Consider the following 17,816-nt stretch of genomic DNA (forward strand, 5'->3'; position numbering starts at 1 on the left):
AATGATTCTATGATGGTCCGCATGCCACGCCGCAGCATCCTCACGAAAACCGCCGAGACCCCGGGAGAGCCGACCGGAGAAGTGCGGGCCGACGCGCCCCCGGCGGCTTCCGGACCGGCGGCCGCGCCGCGGATCGCGCCCTGGCTGCTGCGGCTCATGATCCCCGCGCTGCTGCTCGCGGCGATCAACCTGCGGCCGGCGATAGCCTCGTTCGGCTCGGTGCTGGAGGACGTGCGCACCGACATCGGCATGAGCGGCACGGTCGCCGGCCTGCTCACCTCCATGCCGGCGCTCTGTTTCGCCGTCTTCGGCAGCCTCGCGCCCCGCTTCGCCCGCCGCTTCGGCCCCGTGGCGGTCGTCGCCGGCGGGCTCGTCGCGATAGCCGGCGGCCTGGCGCTGCGCCCGCTGTTCGGGAACACCCCCGCGTTCCTGGCGGCCAGCGCGCTGGCGCTCGGCGGCATCGCCGTGGGCAACGTGCTGATCCCCGTCATCGTCAAACGCTGGTTCCCGGACCGGGTCGGCTCGATGACCGGGCTCTACTCGATGGGCCTGGCCCTCGGCACGGCTTCCGCCGCCGGCCTCACCGTGCCCCTGAGCGAGGCGCTGGGCGGGAGCTGGCGCCTGGGGCTCGGCGTGTGGGCCGCCGTCGCGGCGGGCGCCGTGGTGCCGTGGGCGGTGCTGTCGCGCGGGTCGCGCCGCGCGGGGACCGCCGAGTCCGCGGGGGCGGCCGGATCCGCGGGGTCCACGGCGTCCACGCGGTCCGCGGGGTCCGCTGGGTCCGCGCGGGACGCCGGTGCCGAGGGGGCGGCGGAGCCGGCGCGGCCGGTTCGTATCACCGCCAGCCCCACCGCGTGGGCGCTCGCCGTCTTCTTCGGCCTCCAGGCCACCGCCGCGTACGTCACCATCGGCTGGCTGCCGCAGATCTACCGCGACGCCGGCGTGTCCGCCTCCACGGCCGGGCTGCTGCTCGCCCTCGCGATGGGCATGGGCGTCCCGCTGGCCTTCGTGCTGCCGCGGATCGCGGCCCGGCTGCACCACCAGGGGCCGCTGGTCGTGGTGCTCGGCGCGTGCGGCCTCGGCGGCTACGCGGGGCTGTGGCTGGCGCCCGCGGGCGGGGCCTGGGTGTGGGCACTGCTGCTCGCCGTGTCCAACTGCGCGTTCCCGCTGGTCCTCACCCTGCTCGGGGCCCGGGCCCGCAGCCACGCCGGCCTCGTCCGGCTCTCCGCCTTCGCGCAGAGCACCGGCTACCTGATCTCCATCCCGGGCCCGCTGGCCGTCGGCGCGCTGTACGGGGCCACGGACGGCTGGACCGTCCCGCTTGCGGTGCTCGCGGCGTTCATGGTCGCCCAGGTGGCCGTGGGGATCGTCGCCGGACGCGACCGCGTGGTCGAGGACGAGCTCTGACGGCGGCACGCCCCGTCGGCGCCACCGACGGCGGCGGACGCGCGCCTCAGGGTGAGGCGATCGTGGCGATGACGCCGATGACCACCGTGATGGCGAGCATCGCGCCGAGCACGTAGAGCAGCTTGCGCTGCCCGTTCTGGGGATTCGGGTCGAGCACGGGCATACGGCCAGTCTCGCATCCCCGCACCGCCGCCCCGCGCGGGGGCGCCGCGGCGCCCGGGGGTGGGGCTAGCCCCACCCTCCCCTAGGGGGCCAGGGTCAGGGGGAACTGGGTGGGTCACCGGATGGGACGCGCGGCCCCGGCTCCGTAGGTTCGTAGCAGTACGAAGGACTCGGGACGTCAGGCAACCCCACGGAGGCGAAGATGTCAGCCGGTGCCCACACCCAGCCCGCACCGCCGGCGGCGCAGCGCTGGCTGCCGTGGTGGTCCGTCGCCCTGCCCGCCATGGCCTTCACCGCGCTCTTCGCCCTGCGGCTGCTCTGAACCCGCGCCCGCACCCGCGGCCGGGCGTGGCCGCCCGTCACTCCTGGCGGGAGACCATGCGGACTGCCCGGACCCCGCGGCCGGTTTCGTGCGAAGCTGAGCTTATGAGCGCAGGAACGCCCCGCAGCATCGTCCTTCTCCGACACGCCAAGGCCGAATGGGCCCAGGACTCCGACCACGAGCGCCCGCTCGCCGAGCGCGGCCGCGCCGACGCTCCCGCCGCCGGGGACTTCCTCGCGGCCCACGACATCGACCCCGACCTGACCCTCTGCTCCAGCGCCAAACGCACCCGCGAGACCTGGAAGCTCGTCGTTGGCCAGCTTCCCCGCCGTCCCCGCACGGTCTACGAGGAGCGGCTGTACGAGGCGTCCCTCGGCGAGCTGATCCAGGTGCTGAACGAGGTCCCCGACGACGTCTCCACGCTGCTGGTCGTCGGCCACAACCCCGGCATGCACGGCCTCGCCGACGCCCTGGCGGGCTCCGCCGAGGGCGACACGCTGACCAGGCTGAGCCGCGGCTTCCCGACCTCGGGCGTGGCCGTGGTGGAGTTCGCCGGCTCGTGGAAGGGCGTGGAGCACGGCGTGGGCCGGCTCACCGAGTTCTGGACGCCGCACCAGCAGTGAGCTGAGCCCGGACGCCGCCCGCGCGGGCCCGCCCGGGACCGCGCGGGCCCGCAGCCCCGCGCGGCGCCCGATCCGCCGGCCCTCGCCCCCTGCGTCCCTTCCGCTCAGCCCGCGAGGTCCCGGCGCAGATACTCCGCCGTAGCCGCCTCCGCCGCGCGGGCCGGCTCCGCCGCGGTGCCCCCGAACAGCACCCGCCCGCCGCTCGGTTCGCCGAAGACGTACACCCCGCCCGGCGGCCCCAGCCGGGCGGCGAGCTGCTGAGCCGCCATGACTTCGACGCGACGGACGAAGGAGGTCAGAACATGTCCGCCTTCCCCGTCATGATCGGGGGATGAGCGACACCCCCGCACGGCTGCTCACGCTGCTGTCCGTGCTGCAGAGCGGGCGCGAGCACAGCGGCCCCGAGCTGGCCCGGCGCCTCGGCGTCAGCGTGCGCACCGTACGCCGCGACGTCGACCGGCTGCGCGCGCTGGGCTACCCCGTGGCCGCCACCGTCGGCGCCGCCGGCGGCTACCGGCTCGCCGCGGGCACCGCGATGCCGCCCCTGCTCCTCGACGACGACGAGGCCGTCGCCGTCGCCGCCGGACTGCGCGCCGTGGCCGCCGGGGGCGTCGAGGGGATCGGGGAGACGTCCGCACGGGCGCTCGCCAAGCTGGAGCAGGTGCTCCCGGCGCGGCTGCGCCGCCGCGTCTCCGCGCTCCAGCGGGTCACGGTGCCGCTGACCGTGAGCCCGGCGGGCGCGGTGGCGGCGACGGGGGCGCCGGTGGCCGCGGAGGTGCTGGCGGTGCTGGCGGCGGCGAGCAGCAGGGGGGAGGGGCTGCGGTTCGGCTACCGGGGCAAGCGCGGGGGAGACGCGTCCGAGGGCCGTGCGGCGGACCGCGTACGCGAGGGGCGTCCCGGGCCCCGCTCCGCGCCGCCGGCCGCCGGGCCCGGCGGCCGGCCGCCGGGCGAGGGCCGTACCGGCCCTGACGGCGGCACGCGGCGGCACGTCGAGCCGTACCGCCTGGTCAGCACGGGACAGCGGTGGTATCTCGTCGCGTACGACCGCGACCGCGCCGACTGGCGCACCTTCCGCGTCGACCGGATCGACGACCCGCAACCGACCGGCGTCCGCCACCCGCCGCGCGAGCTGCCCGCGGCCGACGCCGCCGCCTTCGTCGCCGAGTCCGTCGCCGGCCACCGCGGCCGCTACCGCGCCGTCGTCACGCTGTACGTCTCCCTGGACGAGGCCGTACGCCGCCTCCCGCGCGGCGCTGGGCTGCTGGAGGCCGCGGGGCCCGGCCGCTGCACGCTGGTCACCGGCGGCGACGCGCTCGACTGGCTGGCCGTGCGGATCGCCCTGCTCGGCGTGGACTTCGAGGTGCGCGAGCCGCCGGAGCTGGCGGACTTCCTGCGCGACCTCGGCGACCGCATCAGCCGGTCGTGTCCGCCGCCTCCACCTCGTCGCGCGTGATGCCGAGCAGATAGAGGACGGTGTCGAGGAACGGCACGTTCACCGCCGCGTGCGCGGCCTCCCGGACCAGCGGCTTGGCGTTGAACGCCACTCCGAGGCCCGCCGCGTTGAGCATGTCGAGGTCGTTCGCGCCGTCCCCGATCGCCACCGTCTGTGACAGCGGCACGCCCGCCTCCGCGGCGAAGCCGCTCAGCAGCCGCGCCTTGCCCGCCCGGTCCACGACCGGCCCCGTGATCCGCCCGGTGAGCTTGCCGCCGACGATCTCCAGGGTGTTCGCGGCGGCGAAGTCGAGCGAGAGCCGTTCCTTGAGGTCGTCGGTGATCTGCGTGAAGCCGCCGGAGACGACGCCCACCTGGTAGCCGAGGCGCTTGAGCGTACGGATCAGGGTGCGGGCGCCGGGCGTCAGCCGTACCTCCTCGCGCACCTTGTCCACCACCGAGTCCTCCAGCCCCGCCAGCAGCTCCACCCGGGCGTGCAGGGACTGCTCGAAGTCCAGCTCGCCGCGCATCGCGGCGGCGGTCACCGCCGCGACCTCGGCCTCGCAGCCGGCGTGCGCGGCGAACAGCTCGATGACCTCGTCCTGGATGAGGGTGGAGTCGACGTCCATCACCACCAGCCGCTGCGCCCGGCGCTGCAGTCCGGAGGCGACGACGGCGACGTCCACGCCGAGGCGGGCGGCGGCTATGGCGAGCGCGGGGCGCAGCTCCTCGGTGGCGGCGCCGGAGACCTCGAACTCGACGGCGGTGACGGGGTACTTCGCGAGCCGGAAGATGCGGTCGATGTTGGCGCCGGTACCGGTGATCGTGGCGGCGATGCCGGCGGTCGACTCGGCGGTCAGCGGCTGCCCGAGCACGGTCACGTGGGAGCGGCCGGGGGCGCGCGGCTCGTTGTCGCCGGTGCCGGAGATTATCTCCGCCTCCAGGCGCATCGAGCCGGCCCAGGAGTGGATCGTCGCGCGCAGCTCGCCCTCGGTGGCCCCGACGGGGGGCGTGACCAGGGCGCACAGGGTGATGCGGCCGCGGGTGACGATCTGCTCGATGTCGATGACCTCGACCCGGTAGGCGGCGAGGGTGTCGAAGAGGCCGGCGGTGAGACCGGCGCGGTCGCGGCCGAAGATCTTGACGAGAAGCGTGCGGGCGGCGGTGGTCATGATGCGACCACGGTATCGCGGTGCGGCCTGCGGACGGCCGGGCGGGTCGGCGTTGCGGCCGGCTGCGGCGGGCCGCTGGGCTGGGAGGTTGCGGCGAGGGGGACCTGGGGTTGCGAGCGGCCGAACGGGCGGGGGAGGGGGTCCCCGGGGTCGTCACGGGCCGGCGCCGCGGGGAGGGCCCTCAGGGCCCCGCGGAGGGTCCGCGGGGTCGCCGCGGGGTGCCCGGGAGAGGCCGAGGTCCGGGGCCTTCCGGCGTACGGGTCCGGCGGTGCGGCGGGCGGTCGCGGCCCTCCGGCGGGCGGTGCGGCCCGGTCCGTCCGCGGCGCCCGGAAGGGCCCCTACGCCGGCGTGCGCCCCGCCCGCGCCGGCAGCGGCACCGCGGCCCGGCGGCCGTGCCCGGCCCTCCCGCCGCGATTCCCGGGTCCTGCCGGGCGCTGCCCCCGGATCTCCCCGCCCGCGTACCTCCGTTGCCACCGGCCGTACGTGATCAAGTGCCGTCAACCTGCGCGAACCGCCCGGCGGCGGGTGGAAGTGGAAGCCGGAACTCCGCCTCACTGCCGTGACCCGCGTTTTCGTGAAGCGACTGTTACTGAAATAGTTCCTCAGGATGTTCGCCATCCCTAGACTCCTTACGGGCCTGTTGAAGTGGGTGCCGTGCAAGGGGCACCTCGGGGGACAACTTTGTGGGGCATGGAGTGCCTGAACTCGTACTTGAACTGAACGGACAGACATGGACTCTCGACCCGGCGCGCGCCTATCGCGTCGGGCGGGATCCGCAGGGGGACGTGGTGCTGGAGGACGCCAGGGTCTCCTGGCGGCACGCCAGCCTGCGGTGGGGCGGCCGTAGCTGGCTGCTCGAGGACGTCGGCAGCACCAACGGCTCGTACGTGGAGGGCCAGCGGGTCCACCAGATCGAGGTCGGCCCCGGCTCGGTCGTGTACCTCGGCAACGCCACCGACGGGCCGCAGTTGCGGCTCTCCGCGCCGGCCGGCGCCGCCGCCCCCGACGTGTACAGCGCGCAGACCGCCATGGCCCAGCCGCCGCCCGGCGCCCACCAGGCCGCGCCGCCGCAGCAGGCGCCCGGTGCCTGGGGCGCCCCGCCGCAGGGACCTCCGCCCCAGGGGCCCCCGTTCCAGGGGCCGCCGGCCGGCATGCCGCCCCAGCAGCAGCCGTACGTGCCGCAGCAGCAGTCCGCGCCGCAGCGCCCGCCCGCCGCCGCCGGCGCGGGCCACGGCGGCGGCCCCGGCGCCCCGTCGGTCTACGGCGACCGCAGCCCCACGACGTTCCACCAGCTCTCGCTGGGCCGCGTCACCCGCATCGGCCGTGCGCTGGAGAACGAGCTGGTCGTCTCCGACCTCCAGGTCTCGCGCCACCACGCGGAGTTCCGGTCCACGCCCGACGGCCGCTCCGAGATCGTCGACCTCGGCAGCCACAACGGCACGTATGTCAACGGTGAGCAACTGCCGCAGCGCGGCCGCCGGCCCATCGGCCCCGACGACATCATCGGCATCGGCCACTCCACCTTCCGGCTGGTCGGCGACCGGCTCGAGGAGTTCGTCGACACCGGTGAGGTCAGCTTCTCGGCCCGCCACCTGACCGTGAAGGTCGACGGCGGCAAGGTCATTCTGGACAACGTCTCCTTCGGCGTACCCGAGAAGAGCCTGATCGCCGTCATCGGCCCGTCCGGATCCGGCAAGTCCACGCTCCTCAAGGCGCTGACGGGCTACCGCCCCGCGGACGTCGGCGAGGTCCTCTACGACAACCGGAACCTCTACAAGCAGTTCGCCGAGCTGCGCCACCGCATCGGCCTGGTGCCGCAGGACGACATCCTGCACACCCAGCTCACCGTCACCCGCGCCCTGCGCTACGCCGCCAAGCTCCGGTTCCCCGGTGACACCGCCGAGGCCGAGCGCGCCGCCCGCGTCGACGAGGTGCTGCGCGAGCTGAAGCTCGACATCCACAAGGAGAAGCGGATCAGCTCGCTCTCCGGCGGCCAGCGCAAGCGCGTCTCGGTGGCCCTGGAGCTGCTCACCAAGCCGTCGCTGATCTTCCTGGACGAGCCCACCTCGGGCCTCGACCCGGGCATGGACCGCGACGTCATGCAGTTGCTGCGTGGCCTGGCCGACGACGGCCGTACGGTCCTGGTCGTCACCCACTCCGTCGCCGAACTCGCGCTCTGCGACCGGCTGCTGGTCATGGCGCCCGGCGGCGGTGTGGCGTACTTCGGCCCGCCGGAGGAGGCGCTGAACTTCTTCGGCTACGAGACCTGGGCCGACATCTTCTCCGCCTTCGAGAACTACCGCGAGTACGACTGGAAGGGCCGCTGGCAGGGCTCCCAGCACTACCAGATGTACGCCGCGGACATCGACGCCGTGGCCCCGCAGCCCGTCGCGATGCAGCCGCCGCAGATGCTCCGCCCGTCCAAGCCGCAGGGCTGGGGGCCACAGCTCTGGACGCTGGTGAGACGGTACGTGTCCGTCCTCGCCTCCGACCGCTTCTTCATCGCGCTCACCATCATTCTCCCGGTGGTGCTCGGCGTCGTGAGCATGGTCATCCCCGCCGAGTTCGGTCTCGGCTACGGGCCGGCGAAGATCCACCTGATCAACAGGGCCGCGGGCACGATCCTGCTCATCCTCGCGGTCGGCGCCTGCTTCTCCGGCGCCGCGAACTCCGTGCGTGAGCTGATCAAGGAACGGGTGATCTACGAGAGGGAACGGGCGGTCGGCCTCTCCCGCTCCGCGTACGTGATGTCCAAGGTGCTCGTCCTCGGCATCATCACGATCTTCCAGGGCGCCGTCATCAGCGCCATCGGCGTCCTCAGCCGCAGCAAGCTGCCCGAGGAGGGCGTGATCCTGTCCGACCTGCCGGCGGTGGAGCTGGCGATCGGCGTGACCACGCTGGGCCTGACCTCGATGATGTTCGGCCTGATCATCTCGGCGCTGGTGAAGACCTCCGAGATGACCATGCCGCTGCTGGTGATGTTCGCGATCGTGCAGGTGGTCTTCACCGGCGTGCTCTTCCAGTTGCACGGCACCCCGGGCGTCGAGCAGCTCGCCTGGCTGATGCCCTCGCGCTGGGCGGTGGCCGCGATGGGCTCGACGTCCGACCTGAACGTGCTGCTGCCGTGGGACAGCGGTGAGACGGACGCGCTGTGGGAGCACACGGCGGGCACGTACCTGCTGAACATCGGCGTGCTGCTCACCATGGGCGTGATCTGCGGCTTCATCGTCGCCCGGCTGCTGCGCAAGCACGAGCCCGAGGTCATGCGCTGAGCGCACCTCCGCCTGGCTGACGGGCGGCACCCCCGGTGAGGGGGGTGCCGCCCGTCAGCCATCTGGCCCGGTCGGCACAGCGGCCTAGGACCGGGGGCCGATACGGGTCGGGACCGCGGCTGGATCACGGGGACCGGGCCTGCGGGTAGCGTGATCTGCATGTCCACACCCGCCGCAGGACCGGTCGCGGGACTCGAAGCGGTCAGCCGCGCCCTGCTCGCCATGAGCAGGCAGGTGCAGGTCCGCGACGTGCTCCAGACGATCACCGCGTCCGCCCGCGAACTGCTCCAGGCCGAGTACGCCGCCCTGGGCGTGCCGGACGACCACGGCGGCTTCGCCCAGTTCGTCGTCGACGGTGTCAGCGACGCGCAGTGGAAGGCCATCGGCCCGCTGCCCCGCCAGCACGGCATCCTCGCCGCACTGCTGGAGGACGCCGAGCCGGTGCGCCTGGGCGACGTACGCAAGGACCCCCGCTTCGGCGGCTGGCCGAGCTCCCACCCCCGGCTGCGGGACTTCGTCGGCGTCCCCATCGCCGACGGCGAGGAAGTCCTCGGCGCGCTCTTCCTCGCCAACAAGCAGTGCGAGCCGGACGACCCGCCGGGACCCGACGGCTGCCGCTTCGGCGCCGAGGACGAGGCCCTGCTGCGTACCCTCGCCGACCACGCCGCCATCGCACTGACCAACGCCCGCCTCTACGAGCGCAGCCGCGAGCTGACCATCGCGGGCGAGCGCGCCCGCATCGCGCACGAGCTGCACGACGCCGTCTCCCAGAAGCTCTTCTCGCTCCGCCTGACCGCACAGGCCGCCGCCGCCCTCGTCGACCGCGACCCCACGCGCGCCAAGGGCGAGCTGCAGCAGGTCGCGCGGCTCGCCGCGGACGCCGCGGACGAACTGCGCGCCGCCGTCGTCGAGCTGCGCCCCGCGGCCCTCGACGACGACGGCCTGGTGGCCACCCTGGCGACCCAGGTGCAGGTGCTCGACCGGGCCCACCGCGCCCGCGTCACCTTCACGTCCGCGCAGGTGCGCGCCCTGCCCGCGGCGCAGGAGGAGGCGCTCCTACGGGTCGCGCAGGAGGCCCTGCACAATGCGCTGCGCCACGCCGACGCCGGTGAGGTCGACGTCGCCCTCACCCGGTACGGACGCGGCGCCCGGCTGCGGGTGCGCGACGACGGCCGGGGCTTCGACCCGGAGACCGTCCGCTCCGCCGGCCGCCACCTGGGCCTGGTGTCCATGCGCGACCGCGCCGCCGGGGTCGGCGGCGGCCTGACCGTCCAGTCGGCGCCCGGGGAGGGCACCGTGATCGAGATGGAGGTGCCCGGTGGCTGAGACGGGCGAGAAGCAGCGGACCGCGGGCCCGGACGAGACGGCCGCCTCCGGCCGGATCCGGGTGCTGCTGGTCGACGACCACCAGGTCGTACGGCGCGGGCTGCGCACCTTCCTGGAGGTGCAGGACGACATCGAGGTCGTCGGCGAGGCCGCCGACGGGGACGAGGGCGTGGCCCGTACCGCCGAGCTGGTGCCCGACGTGGTCCTCATGGACGTGAAGATGCCCGGCACCGACGGCATCGAGGCGCTGCGCCGCATCCGTGAGTCCGGCAGCGCGGCGCGCGTGCTGGTCATCACCAGCTTCACCGAGCAGCGCACCGTCGTCCCCGCACTGCGCGCCGGCGCCGCGGGCTACGTCTACAAGGACGTCGACCCCGAGGCGCTGGCCAAGGCGATCCGCTCGGTGCACGCCGGGCATGTGCTGCTCCAGCAGGACGTCGCCGGGGCGCTGCTGGCGCCGGAGGCCGGCGGCGGCCCCGCGCAGGGCCGGGGGACGACGCTGACCGAGCGCGAGCGCGAGGTGCTGGCGCTGATCGCGGACGGCCGCTCGAACCGGGAGATCGCCCGCGCCCTCGTGGTCTCGGAGAAGACCGTGAAGACGCACGTGTCGAACATCCTGATGAAGCTCGACCTGGCGGACCGTACGCAGGCCGCCCTCTGGGCCGTACGCCACGGCCTGAGCGGCTGAGACGCCTATGTGCGGGGCCCCGGCTCGGCGCCACCGGAACGATGTCTTCCGGTCCGAGATTCATACTGTCGTGTAGATGGCGCCCGACCGGCGCAACCGCGCCCGGCCCCCCGCGTTCTCCATGGCACGCCGCGGCACACGCCGCGGCCGACCCGAGGAGGAACACATGCGGAACCTGAAGCGGGCTGCGGCCCTCACCATCGCCGCCGGCGGCCTGGCCATGGCCGGCGCGGGCATGGCCGCCGCGCACGGCGGCGCGGCCGCCGGCGGCCAGGCCGTCGGCTCGCCGGGCATCGGCTCCGGCAACCTGATCCAGGCGCCGGTCCACGTGCCCGTGAACGCCTGCGGCAACACCGCCACCGTCGTCGGCGCGCCGAACCCGGCGTTCGGCAACCTCTGCCTCAACCGCTGAAGGACCGCGGTCTGCCGGCACCGGAACCGGCCCCCGGGCACCGCCCGGCGGGCCGGTCCGGTCCGCTCGCCGCGGTCGTACGATCGCCGTTCCCTTGCGCCGAACGGTGGGCCCGGGCCGCCGCGGCGTGTCCGCTGGACTCCCCAGCCGTTGCGCAGCATGCACCCCCGAGCCGGGGTGTGCGCAGCCAACAGGAGGAACGACTTTCCATGCATGCAGTGAAGAAGGCCGCCTTCGTCCTCGCCACCGCGGGTCTCGCAACCGGTGCCGGGGCGAGCGCGGCGGTCGCCGACGCCGGTGCCGGGGCCACGGCCCAGGGCTCGCCCGGCGTCGTCTCGGGGAACGTGTCCCAGTTCCCCGTGCACCTTCCGGTGAACCTCGTCGGCAACAACATCACCGTCGTCGGCCTGCTGAACGCGCCGTTCGGCAACACCGGCGTCAACGCCTGACCGAGCGCACCTTCCGTCCCGTACGCCCCCCACGGCACGACCGCGGGGGGCGTACGCGCCGCCGCTCGCCCCCGCGCGCCCCGCACGTCGGTCCCGCCGCTCCCCGCCGACCGCCGCGAGGCGGAAGGAGCCCGCCCCCAGCACGTCAGCCCCGCTCCAGCTCCTCCACGAACGCGTTGTACGCCGCCACCCGCGCCCGCCGCGCCGTCCGCTCCAACGGCCGCAAAGCCTCCCCGCGAGCCGCTATCTGCCCCGCGCTGACCGCCGCCCCGTGCCCCTCGCCGGGATCCCGGGCGATCTCCACCAGCGCCCCCACCCGCTGCGCCAGCTCCAGCACCCGCACCGCCCGCGGCGGATACCCCGGCGCCAGCACCTCGCGCCCGCGGTCCGCCCGCGCCCGGTACGCCGCCAGTGCCGCCTCCGCGACCGGCCCGGACCCCGCCACGTCCAGCCGCGACAGCACCTCCGTGGCGTCCCGCATCGCCTCCGCCAGCTCCCGCTCCGCCTCGCCCAGCGACGGCACGTCCGCCGGCGGCGCGTCCCGCACCGGCAGGCAGCGCCAGCGCACCCGGACCACCTCGTCGCCCTCCGGACCCACCGACCAGACCTCCGGCACCAGCCCCAGCGGCGGCCCCCCGGTGGCCAGCACCGCCTCGCCGGCGTCCAGCGCCCGCGCGTTGAACTCCGGCGGCCCGGCCAGGCCCAGCGGATGCCCCGGCACCGGCAGCGCCACCCGCAGGCCCTTCGCGCCCAGCGCCCGCAGCCGCCCCAGCGCCATCGTCAGGGCCACTCCCTCCGCGGACTCCTCCTCCGGCAGCCCCGCCACCCGGTGCCCGGCGTCGTCCGCGACGATGCGCTCCGCGGCCTCGTCGGGCGAGATGTGCCCGGAAAGCAGGGCATTTCCCCAGGCCGCCAGCCGGCCTGAACGTGGTTCTTCGAGCATGGCACCAGCCTACGGACCGGGTCCGACATCGCGTGGCGTAGGTTTGCCCTGGGGCGGTGTCGCAGGCGCGCACCGCGTACGAAGGACCGACACTGCAAGGGGAGACGGCACGCTCATGAGCGATGTACTGGAGCTGGTGGACGTATCGGTGGTCCGCGACGGCAGAGCTCTGGTCGAACAGGTCTCCTGGTCGGTCGCGGAGGGCGAGCGGTGGATCATCCTCGGCCCCAACGGCGCGGGTAAGACCACGCTGTTGAACATCGCCTCCAGCTACCTCTTCCCGTCCGCCGGCACCGTCCAGATCCTCGGCGAGAAACTCGGCGGTGTCGACGTCTTCGAGCTCCGCCCCCGCATCGGCATGGCCAGCGCCGCGCTCTCCGAGAAGCTGCCCAAGAGCCAGACCGTCCTGCAGACCGTCCTCACCGCCGCATACGGCATGACCGCCACCTGGCAGGAGCGCTACGAGGCCGTCGACGAGGACCGCGCCAAGGCGTTCCTCGACCGCCTCGGCATGAGCGAGTACCTGGACCGGAGATTCGGCACCCTCTCCGAGGGCGAGCGCAAGCGCACCCAGATCGCCCGAGCCATGATGACCGACCCCGAACTGCTCCTCCTCGACGAGCCCGCCGCCGGCCTCGACCTCGGCGGCCGCGAGGACCTCGTACGCCGCCTCGGTCGGCTCGCCCGCGACCCGTACGCGCCCTCGATGATCATGGTGACGCACCACGTCGAGGAGATCCCTCCGGGCTTCACGCACGTGCTGATGATCCGTCAGGGCAAGGTCCTCGCCGCCGGACCGATCGAAGCCGAACTGACCTCGCGGAACCTCTCGCTCTGCTTCGGCCTCCCGCTCGTCCTCGACCGCGCGGGCGACCGCTGGACCGCGCAGGGCCTCCCCATGTCGAAGGCGTAGCGCCCGCCCGGCCAACCGGCCCACGACAGACGTAGCTTCCCGGTCACAGCCCTCGGGCATCTGTCCCGAATCCCTTGCCCCGCAATAGCATTGGACCTGTGGATGCATGGGTGTGGTGGCTGATCGCCGCCGTGGGCATGGGCATTCCCCTGGTGCTGACCGCCATGCCGGAGTTCGGCATGTTCTCGGTCGGCGCGGTCGCCGCCGCGGTGACGGCCGGCCTGGGGGGCGGCCTGGTCGTGCAAGTGATCGTCTTCGCGGTCGTCTCGACCGCCCTCATCGCCGCCGTACGGCCGGTGGCGCGCCGCCATCGCGGCCAGGGCGGAGCGACGACGGGCACCGACGCCCTCAAGGGCAGACAGGCGGTGGTGCTGGAGCGCGTCGACGGCACAGGGGGGCGCATCAAGCTCGCCGGCGAGGTGTGGAGCGCCCGGGCGCTCGACTCGGGTGAGGTTTACGAGCCCGGCCGGACGGTCGATGTTGTGGACATCGACGGTGCGACCGCCGTCGTCATGTGACCGGAAGCGCCCTTACGGGCAGGGCCGTTCTGCCACACTCGGCGGCTGGGCCGCACAATTGGATCACTAACCGGGGAGCAGCATGCAGCCGATCATCATCGTCCTGATCATCCTGGTGGTGCTCGTCTTCATCGCACTCATCAAGACGATCCAGGTCATCCCGCAGGCCAGTGCGGCCATCGTGGAGCGCTTCGGCCGCTACACCCGCACCCTCAACGCCGGCCTCAACATCGTGGTGCCGTTCATCGACACCATCCGCAACCGCGTCGACCTGCGCGAACAAGTCGTGCCGTTCCCACCGCAACCCGTGATCACCCAGGACAACCTGGTGGTGAACATCGACACGGTCATCTACTACCAGGTCACCGACGCCCGCGCCGCCACGTACGAGGTCGCCAGCTACATCCAGGCCATCGAGCAGCTCACCGTCACCACCCTGCGCAACATCATCGGCGGCATGGACCTGGAGCGCACCCTCACCTCCCGTGAGGAGATCAACGCCGCGCTGCGCGGTGTCCTCGACGAGGCCACCGGCCGCTGGGGCATCCGCGTCAACCGCGTCGAGCTGAAGGCCATCGAGCCGCCCACCTCCATCCAGGACTCGATGGAGAAGCAGATGCGCGCCGACCGCGACAAGCGCGCCGCGATCCTCACCGCGGAGGGCGTCCGGCAGTCCGAGATCCTCACCGCCGAGGGTGAGAAGCAGGCCGCGATCCTCCGGGCCGAGGGCGAGGCCCGCTCCGCGGCGCTGCGCGCCGAGGGCGAGGCGCAGGCCATCCGCACGGTCTTCGAGTCCATCCACGCCGGCGACCCGGACCAGAAGCTGCTGTCGTACCAGTACCTGCAGATGCTGCCGAAGATCGCCGAGGGCGACGCGAACAAGCTCTGGATCGTGCCCAGCGAGATCGGCGACGCCCTCAAGGGACTCGGCGGCGCCCTGGGCAACTTCGGCCCCCCCTCGCCCACCGGGGGCGGCGACGGCGCCGCCCCCAAGACGAGCACCCGCAAGGCGCCCACCTACCGCGAGCAGCCCCCGCTGGAGTAGACCCGCGGCGCCCAGACGCGTCCTACGACACGAGCCCGCCCCCGGTCGTCGCAACGACCGGGGGCGGGCTCTTCTCCGTACCGCGCGGACGGGGCGCTCACGCGCCGGAGCTCACGCGGCGACACTCACCTCGCGGCCCTCCGGCGGCACCAGCCACTCCGGCAACTGCTCCTGCTCGCGCACTCCCAGCGCCAGCAGCAGCGCGTCCGCCGGCGTCGGCTCGAAGGGCCGCCGCAGCAGCCGCATCCCCGCCTGCTCCGGCGTCCGGTCCGCCTTGCGGTGGTTGTCCGCGGCGCACGACGCCACCGTGTTCAGCCAGGTGTCCCCGCCGCCCAGCGAGCGCGGCAGGACGTGGTCCACGGTCGTCGCGCGCCGGCCGCAGTACGCGCACCGGTGCCGGTCGCGCACCAGCACACCCCGCCGCGACCACGGCGCGCGTCTTCGGAACGGCACCCGCACGTACCGGCAGAGCCGGATCACCTGGGGCACCGGCAGCTCCACGCTCGCCGCCCGGAGCCGCATACCGGAGTGCGCCTGCTCGACCACGGCCTTGTCCTGGAGCACCAGCACCACCGCACGGCGGAGCGACACCGTCGACAACGGCTCGAAGCTCGCGTTGAGCACCAGCGTCTCGCGCATCCCGGTCACCTCCCGACAGGCCCCGCCGAGCGGCGAGGTGGCTCCACTCTGCCCCGGGAGATCGGCCGCGACAACGCAATTTCAGCCCGCCGCGGGCTCCTCGTGGGTGCCGATGAGCTGCGCCCTCGCGAGGGTGTGGAAGCGGAGGTTGAAGCCCACGACGGCCGGCGTCGCCGACGCGTCGGGACCCAGCTTCTCCTGGTCCACCGCGTACACCGTGAACACGTACCGGTGCTCACCGTCACCGGGCGGCGGGGCCGCCCCCGTGAAGTCGTGGGTCCCGGCATCGTTCCGTACGGTCACCGCACCCTGCGGCAGCCCGGCCATGTCGCCGGTGCCCGCGCCCGCGGGCAGCTCCGTCACCGACGGCGGGATGTCGAACACCGACCAGTGCCAGAACCCGCTGCCGGTCGGCGCGTCCGGGTCGTAGCAGGTGACGGCGAAGCTCTTCGTCCCCTCCGGGAACCCCGACCAGCGCAACTGCGGCGAGGTGTTGCCCTTCGCCCCGATCTGCGCGTCGGGCAGAGGGGCGCCCTCCCGCACGTCGTCGCTGGTGACGGTGAACGACGGCACCGCGGGATGGAAGTCGTGGGGCAGCGGCGGCCGGTTCTGCTCGGGCACGTGAGATACCTCCGGGTGGCTGTGACGCAAGGACACGGCGTGGCGGGTACGCGGACACGCGGTACCCGCCACGGCGGTCAGCCTAACGAGCAGCGGCCGGGACGCCGCCGCCACACGACGTGCGGCTCAGAACCAGTTGCGCCGCGACCCGACCTCGGAGATCCACTGGTTCAGGTACGCGGACCAGTCCGTCTGCTGGAAGTCGGTGAGCCCCACCTGGAACATCCGGAACGAGTCGCCGCCGTCCGTGAACAGCCCCGGCTTCTTGTCCATCTCCAGCACGACGTCCATCTGGTGCCCGTCGGCGAGGAACGTCAGCTCCACGGCCGTCAGCCCGCGGTACTGCTGCGGCGCGTAGAACTCGATCTCCTGGTAGAACGGCAGCCGCTGCCGGGTGCCGCGGATGTGCCCGCGCTCCAGGTCCGCGCTCTTGAAGCGGAAGCCCAGCCCGCCGAAGGCGTCGAGGATCGCCTGCTGCGCGGGCAGCGGGTGCACGGAGATCGGGTCGAGGTCCAGCGAGTCCACCGCCCGGGCGATCTCCAGCTCGGTCGTCACCCCCACGTTCATCCCCGGCAGCCGCTGCCCCATGACGGACGTCACCGGCGTCTCCCAGGGGACGTCCAGGCTGAACGACACGTTGTGCACGGCGTTCGGCTGGATCTCGAAGGCGCCGCCGAGCCGCTGCCGGTGGAACTCGATGTCCTGCTTGTACTCGTTGTCGCCGCTCTCCACCTCGACGCGCGCCTGCAGCCCGACGGACAGCCCTTCGACTTCCTGGGCCACGGACCCGCCCTCGATGCGGACCTCGCCCTGCACCACACCGCCGGGCACGACGTTCGCGTCGTTCAGCACCGTCTCCACGGACGCGCCGCCGGCCCCCAGGCTGGCGAAAAGCTTCTTGAACCCCATCGCGGACTCCCCTGCTCCCCTGTAGGTCTGCTCAACTACGCTCACCCGACATGCCCCGTACTCCACTCGACCGCTCGTTCTTCCGTCGGCCCGTGCTGGCGGTGGCGCCGGACTTGCTGGGCCGAACACTACTGCGCCGCACCGCCGCCGGGACGATCTCGCTGCGACTCACGGAGGTCGAGGCGTACGCGGGGGAGCAGGACCCCGGATCCCACGCCTACCGAGGGCGTACGGACCGCAACGCCGTGATGTTCGGCCCCGCGGGGCACATCTACGTCTACTTCACCTACGGCATGTGGCACTGCATGAACGTGGTCTGCGGCGAGGAGGGTGCCGCGAGCGCCGTCCTCCTGCGCGCCGGCGAGGTGACGGAGGGCACCGAGCTGGCCCGCAAGCACCGCCCCAAGGCCCGCAAAGACCGCGAGCTGGCCCAGGGCCCCGCCCGCCTCGCCACCGCCCTCGACGTCGACAGAAGCCTCAACGGCACCGACGCCTGCACCCCGGGCACCCCCCTGGAACTCCTGGCCGGCACCCCTGCCGACCACACTCGCATCCGCACCGGCCCCCGCACCGGCGTCGGCGGCGACGGAGCCCACCACCCGTGGCGCTACTGGATCGCCGACGACCCGACGGTCAGCCCGTACCGCGCCCACGAGCCACGCCGCCGCCCGAAGGCCGCAGGAGCTTGACGCGGGCGGGGCGGGTACGTACTGTAGAGAGAGCCGTAAGTGGCCTGGTGTCTCGCATGCTCTGATGCGGATGCCACCCTCCATACGATCTTTCGTAAACCTGAGTTCTCTCTTGTCGCGCTTCGGCTGCGACTCCCGGGACCCGGTTTTGGAGCGGAGAGAAGTCTTCGCTACAGTGGTGGAACACCGAAGGGAAACGCCCGGAGAGGCCCGGAAGGGTTTTGAAGGTAGTGTCCGTTCTTTGAGAACTCAACAGTGTGCCAAGTAATCGATGCCAA

Annotated in this window: 19 protein-coding genes; 12 read left to right on the forward strand and 7 right to left on the reverse strand. The window is 73.4% G+C overall.

Going from position 1 to position 17,816, the window contains the following annotated elements:
* The first annotated feature begins 9 nt into the window (after positions 1 to 9).
* Positions 10 to 1,404 (forward strand): CynX/NimT family MFS transporter, encoded by a 1,395-nt coding sequence (locus tag FB457_RS16100; protein ID WP_047015030.1) that lies wholly within the window; start codon positions 10 to 12, stop codon positions 1,402 to 1,404.
* A 46-nt stretch (positions 1,405 to 1,450) separates the two neighbouring features.
* On the opposite strand, the gene FB457_RS36175 is transcribed toward FB457_RS16100, so the two are convergent.
* Complete coding sequence (locus FB457_RS36175; protein WP_018835810.1) at positions 1,451 to 1,567, reverse strand: SGM_5486 family transporter-associated protein; 117 nt, start codon at positions 1,565 to 1,567, stop codon at positions 1,451 to 1,453.
* A gap of 425 nt (positions 1,568 to 1,992) precedes the next feature.
* Between FB457_RS36175 and FB457_RS16110 the strand changes: the two genes are divergently transcribed.
* The gene (locus FB457_RS16110; RefSeq protein ID WP_047015029.1) at positions 1,993 to 2,511 is read left to right on the forward strand and encodes a SixA phosphatase family protein; all 519 of its coding nucleotides are present in this window, start codon (positions 1,993 to 1,995) and stop codon (positions 2,509 to 2,511) included.
* A 104-nt stretch (positions 2,512 to 2,615) separates the two neighbouring features.
* Here FB457_RS16110 and FB457_RS35240 read toward each other — a convergent pair whose 3' ends face one another.
* Positions 2,616 to 2,780: a hypothetical protein gene (locus tag FB457_RS35240; protein WP_186461986.1), complete on the reverse strand. Its 165-nt coding sequence runs from the start codon at positions 2,778 to 2,780 to the stop codon at positions 2,616 to 2,618.
* Between the two features lie 62 nt (positions 2,781 to 2,842).
* On the opposite strand from FB457_RS35240, the gene FB457_RS16115 reads away from it, so the two are divergent.
* Positions 2,843 to 3,964 (forward strand): helix-turn-helix transcriptional regulator, encoded by a 1,122-nt coding sequence (locus FB457_RS16115; RefSeq protein WP_047015028.1) that lies wholly within the window; start codon positions 2,843 to 2,845, stop codon positions 3,962 to 3,964.
* On the opposite strand, the gene serB is transcribed toward FB457_RS16115, so the two are convergent.
* Positions 3,924 to 5,114, reverse strand: coding sequence for a phosphoserine phosphatase SerB (gene serB / locus FB457_RS16120; RefSeq protein ID WP_047015027.1), 1,191 nt, complete (start codon positions 5,112 to 5,114; stop codon positions 3,924 to 3,926). The two genes, FB457_RS16115 and serB, sit on opposite strands and share 41 nt — an antisense overlap.
* A 695-nt stretch (positions 5,115 to 5,809) precedes the next feature.
* Between serB and FB457_RS16125 the strand changes: the two genes are divergently transcribed.
* The 5 genes from FB457_RS16125 (at position 5,810) to FB457_RS16145 (ending at position 11,261) form a co-directional block, all read left to right on the forward strand.
* Positions 5,810 to 8,386 (forward strand): ABC transporter ATP-binding protein/permease, encoded by a 2,577-nt coding sequence (locus tag FB457_RS16125; RefSeq protein ID WP_253911162.1) that lies wholly within the window; start codon positions 5,810 to 5,812, stop codon positions 8,384 to 8,386.
* Positions 8,387 to 8,545: 159 nt separating this feature from the next.
* Positions 8,546 to 9,712, forward strand: a complete 1,167-nt coding sequence (locus FB457_RS16130) for a GAF domain-containing sensor histidine kinase (protein ID WP_047015025.1) — start codon at positions 8,546 to 8,548, stop codon at positions 9,710 to 9,712.
* Positions 9,705 to 10,400, forward strand: coding sequence for a response regulator transcription factor (locus FB457_RS16135; protein ID WP_145782236.1), 696 nt, complete (start codon positions 9,705 to 9,707; stop codon positions 10,398 to 10,400). Before FB457_RS16130 ends, FB457_RS16135 begins: the two co-directional genes overlap by 8 nt.
* A gap of 166 nt (positions 10,401 to 10,566) precedes the next feature.
* Entirely contained in the window at positions 10,567 to 10,812 is a 246-nt protein-coding gene (locus tag FB457_RS16140) for a chaplin (RefSeq protein ID WP_145782237.1), read from the forward strand.
* A 209-nt stretch (positions 10,813 to 11,021) separates the two neighbouring features.
* Positions 11,022 to 11,261: a chaplin gene (locus FB457_RS16145; protein ID WP_047015023.1), complete on the forward strand. Its 240-nt coding sequence runs from the start codon at positions 11,022 to 11,024 to the stop codon at positions 11,259 to 11,261.
* Positions 11,262 to 11,406: 145 nt separating this feature from the next.
* Here the strand turns inward: FB457_RS16145 and FB457_RS16150 are convergent, their stop codons facing one another.
* Complete coding sequence (locus tag FB457_RS16150; protein ID WP_047015022.1) at positions 11,407 to 12,204, reverse strand: hypothetical protein; 798 nt, start codon at positions 12,202 to 12,204, stop codon at positions 11,407 to 11,409.
* Positions 12,205 to 12,319: 115 nt separating this feature from the next.
* On the opposite strand from FB457_RS16150, the gene FB457_RS16155 reads away from it, so the two are divergent.
* The 3 genes from FB457_RS16155 (at position 12,320) to FB457_RS16165 (ending at position 14,680) form a co-directional block, all read left to right on the forward strand.
* On the forward strand, positions 12,320 to 13,117 hold the full coding sequence (locus tag FB457_RS16155) for an ABC transporter ATP-binding protein (RefSeq protein WP_047015021.1): 798 nt from the start codon (positions 12,320 to 12,322) through the stop codon (positions 13,115 to 13,117).
* Between the two features lie 137 nt (positions 13,118 to 13,254).
* On the forward strand, positions 13,255 to 13,635 hold the full coding sequence (locus FB457_RS16160) for an NfeD family protein (RefSeq protein ID WP_047019791.1): 381 nt from the start codon (positions 13,255 to 13,257) through the stop codon (positions 13,633 to 13,635).
* A gap of 82 nt (positions 13,636 to 13,717) precedes the next feature.
* The gene (locus FB457_RS16165; protein WP_047015020.1) at positions 13,718 to 14,680 is read left to right on the forward strand and encodes an SPFH domain-containing protein; all 963 of its coding nucleotides are present in this window, start codon (positions 13,718 to 13,720) and stop codon (positions 14,678 to 14,680) included.
* 111 nt (positions 14,681 to 14,791) lie between these two features.
* On the opposite strand, the gene FB457_RS16170 is transcribed toward FB457_RS16165, so the two are convergent.
* The 3 genes from FB457_RS16170 to FB457_RS16180 form a co-directional block, all read right to left on the reverse strand.
* Positions 14,792 to 15,319 (reverse strand): HNH endonuclease, encoded by a 528-nt coding sequence (locus FB457_RS16170; RefSeq protein WP_047015019.1) that lies wholly within the window; start codon positions 15,317 to 15,319, stop codon positions 14,792 to 14,794.
* Between the two features lie 81 nt (positions 15,320 to 15,400).
* The gene (locus FB457_RS16175; protein WP_145782238.1) at positions 15,401 to 15,940 is read right to left on the reverse strand and encodes a YbhB/YbcL family Raf kinase inhibitor-like protein; all 540 of its coding nucleotides are present in this window, start codon (positions 15,938 to 15,940) and stop codon (positions 15,401 to 15,403) included.
* Between the two features lie 126 nt (positions 15,941 to 16,066).
* The gene (locus FB457_RS16180; protein WP_047015017.1) at positions 16,067 to 16,849 is read right to left on the reverse strand and encodes a sporulation protein; all 783 of its coding nucleotides are present in this window, start codon (positions 16,847 to 16,849) and stop codon (positions 16,067 to 16,069) included.
* A gap of 50 nt (positions 16,850 to 16,899) precedes the next feature.
* Between FB457_RS16180 and FB457_RS16185 the strand changes: the two genes are divergently transcribed.
* The gene (locus FB457_RS16185) at positions 16,900 to 17,538 is read left to right on the forward strand and encodes a DNA-3-methyladenine glycosylase (protein WP_145782240.1); all 639 of its coding nucleotides are present in this window, start codon (positions 16,900 to 16,902) and stop codon (positions 17,536 to 17,538) included.
* Positions 17,539 to 17,816 lie beyond the last annotated feature (278 nt).

Source organism: Streptomyces sp. CNZ287 (assembly GCF_007827615.1).